This window comes from Nostoc sp. (assembly GCF_035638895.1).
GTDB lineage: Bacteria > Cyanobacteriota > Cyanobacteriia > Cyanobacteriales > Nostocaceae > Nostoc.
The window spans coordinates 1-3624 of sequence record NZ_DASQZC010000396.1; the positions used below are offsets into that span (position 1 = coordinate 1).

Consider the following 3624-nt stretch of genomic DNA (forward strand, 5'->3'; position numbering starts at 1 on the left):
TCTTGCACAGCCGCCCTTACTTCTGGGCGTGGTGCATCTAGCATTCCCACTAGTCCCAACCATACCAAGCCTTGCTCGGATGTTTCGTCTGAACCTTCTGGTGGAATTTCTGCGAGGGGTTTGTAGGCAAAACCTAACACCCGCAAACCTTTACTCGCCATTTGGTCATTTTCTGCCAAAATTTTCTGGCGTTGTGATTCGGTTAAAGGGCTTGTGTCATTACCCAAATGAATTTGAGTGCAACGTGCCAAGGTTAACTCTGGAGAACCTTTGGTAAACATTAAGTAAGGTTCAGATTGGATAAAACTAGCGATCGCTGGGTCAATGCCTCTGGAAGATGCGTCACCTGTAGCGACTCCCTCCACCTGAGAAATTACGCTCATCCGCTTCCGTTCTGAGGAAAAGGGAAACTCCCTAACTCTGGGTAATTTACTGTTCCACTGGTCTTTTTCGATTCCAGTTTTTCCCGCCAGTGTTAACAATGCTCCCTCTGTGGGATCTCCCAAAATCGCCCAGTTACCTTGTTCTTTTTGCAACACCGAATCATTACAAATAGCACAGGCGACTGATAACGCTGAGATTTCTGGAGAGTCCTCTAGGGAAATTTTTTGACCATCTAACTGAAAATCTCCTGTGGGAGCATAACCTTCACCAGTGACGCGAAAAGTTTTGTTATTAGTGAAAACCGATTGCACCACCATTTTATTTTGAGTCAGGGTGCCGGTTTTATCAGAACAGATCGTAGTTACAGAACCCAATGTTTCCACTGCGGGAAGTTTGCGAATCAAGGCATTTTGGCGCACCATTCGCTGGGTTCCCAGTGCCAGTGTGACGGTAATTACAGCTGGTAAACCTTCTGGTACCACAGCAACCGCCATACTCAAGGAAATTTCCAAGAGTTCTTGGATGTTTTTAAAACCTTGATCCTTGATCACACCACCGACAACAACGATCGCTACGAGAATTAAAGAACCCGTAACTAGGACGTTACCCAGTTGAGTCATCCGTTGCTGTAAGGGCGTAGGCTCACTTTCCACCGACTGCAACATGGTGGCAATTTTGCCCAATTCTGTTGTCATTCCGGTGTTAGTCACCAGAACTTTGCCTCGTCCTTGGACGACTTCGGTTCCTTGAAAGACTGAATTGATGCGATCGCCTAAATCTGTTTCTTCTGGTAATTTTAGTGTTGCCTGTTTGTTGACAGCATGGGCTTCACCCGTCAGTGCCGACTCTCGTATTTGCAAATTAGACTGTTCTATCAAGCGTCCATCTGCGGCTATCTGCATCCCAGCTTCCAGCAGCATGACATCCCCTGGAACTAAGTCTTTGGCTGCTATCTCCACCAGTCTAGTGTCGCGCATCACTCGCACTAAGGGAGAAGTCAGTTTTTTCAGGGCTGCTAGGGCTTTTTCGGCACGGCTTTCTTGGACATAGCCGAGTATGCCGTTGAGAATGACAATTGCTAGGATAGCGATCGTATCTTTAAATGGCACTTCACCAGGCTTTAAAGTGCCATTTCGCCAACCCCATAGGTCTATAAGCCCAGAAATGAGAGCTACGCCAATCAGCATCAACAACATAATGTTCTTGAACTGATCCAGCAGAATTTCCCAAGTACTACGGCCAGCAACTTCTTGTAATTCGTTGGGCCCGTACTTTTGCAATCTCTGTTGAATTTCTTGGGGTGTTAAGCCACTGTCTGCATTACTATCGAGCAGGTCTAGTGCTTTATCAACTTCTAAACTATGCCAAACGGCGGCACCTTCAGGCAGAGAATTAGCAGACATCGTGTAGTTCACAGCAAATGGTTACAAAGTTTGATCATAATTTAGCGATGGCAGGAATTCCATCTCCTAAAGTTACAATAAGGCGATCGCCCAGTTGTATGAGTGTATCTGTAATTATTAACATTTGTAAATTCTTTCTCTTTTGAGATAGTATTATTTCTCACGAAAGAGTTTTTCGGAAGACATTCTACCGATAATTGTAAGTAATAGAGCTTTGAAGCTTTGTTAAAAACCTCATGCCACAATTAATTTTAGGCTGCCATTGCGTTCATTTTCATTCAGCCAATAGCTAGGATGCATGGCACAATTGCATTTCTTCTCTACGAGACGCTACGCGAACATTTTGAATTTTGCCCAAAGTTGAGCCAGTCGCTTGCGTATTTACGCGCTCAAGCGAACTGGGGTGCCAGTAGGGTTTCCCGACCTAGCAAACTTTTTAAGCTGAATTTTGAATTTTGAATTGTCCAGGCGTGCTAAATCATTGAATAAATATGCTTAATATGAGTTTTACACTCCCCACGATCGCAAGCCAGATGTTTGGGCAAAAAACAATTCGACCGCTTACTGCTGCCACCCTGTGTGGCATTACTTTCATTAAAGATAGGCTGATTGCCATTGACAGTATTAAAGGGCATCTACTGGAGATTGATCCCACCTCTGACAACAGCAAAATTCTTAATGCCCATCAAGTTAAAGAATTTACTGATGTCACTGGTCTAGCCGCGTGGGAAGATACCCTATGGGTGAGCCGAGAAAATAGTGTTTACTTGTGCAAGCTCAATGCTTTGGGTCTGGAACATTTTGTAACATTGCCTTATCCTGTTGACGGCGTTGCTGTTTGGGAAACAACAGTTTATATCAGCTGCCAAAGGCTAGGCTACATTCTGATTTATGACGGTGAAACGCGAAAAGAGATTACTAGGTTTTATGCCCCAGGCGTTGGGATAGAGAACTTAGCAGTCACCCAGGAAATGCTGTGGATTTGCGATCGCACTGAACAATCAGTTTATGCGATGGATAGGGCTACAGGAGAACTTCAATTCAGCGTCCTGACACCCTTTGAATGTCCTACAGGCATAGCGATACATAAAAATGCCGAAACAGGCAAAGAAAGTATTTACGTCGCCTACGCCTCAGAGGAGGCTTATATCCGGGACAACCCAAATGCCGATCCTAGTCATGAGCTAACATTCCGCGATCGCACTTTCATTCACCCCCTGTATTATCATTACGATCCAGATAAGCGCTACGCCCTCTCTAACGGCTATCTGATTGAAATGTCCTACGCTGAGGAAATTGCACCCTTAGACGAGGTTTATTTACCTGATGTCGAATGGCGCATCGCCTTACCATCGGAAACTGAGCGTCAAAAGGTGAAACACGTTGAAGCCATTGGTATACCTTTTACTGAAGAAGTGGTACAAGGGCAACGTGTAGCAGTGTTTAAATTTGATTCTCTTGCCCCAGGTGAACGGCATATATTTGGCTGGAAAGCACTTTTAGAAGTTCGCGGGATTAAGTATCGCATCACACCTAGAGATGTGGAAGATATACCTAAACTTTCCTCAGAATTAGAAACACGCTACCTAGTGGATGACGACGATTTAGCAATGGATACTACCATTGTTCGCCGTGCCGCCAGAGAAGCGATTGGTTCTGAAACCAATGTGCTGCGGAAAATGCACAGCATCCGCAACTACGTCTATGATGAGTTGTCTTATGGTATTAAACCTTACATTGACACGCCAGATACAGTTTTAGAACGGGGCGTTGGTTCCTGTGGCGAATATGTCGGCGTTTTACTTGCCCTATCCCGTTTAAATGGCATCCCCTGCCG

2 protein-coding genes are annotated in these 3624 nt (G+C 45.0%); one reads left to right on the forward strand and one right to left on the reverse strand.

What is annotated here, in order from left to right:
* Positions 1 to 1787, reverse strand: a 1787-nt coding sequence (locus VE944_RS19725; RefSeq protein ID WP_324980633.1) for a cation-translocating P-type ATPase, incomplete at its 3' end; no start/stop codon positions are given.
* A gap of 491 nt (positions 1788 to 2278) precedes the next feature.
* Here VE944_RS19725 and VE944_RS19730 point away from each other — a divergent pair.
* Positions 2279 to 3624, forward strand: a 1346-nt coding sequence (locus tag VE944_RS19730) for a transglutaminase family protein (RefSeq protein WP_324980637.1), incomplete at its 3' end; no start/stop codon positions are given.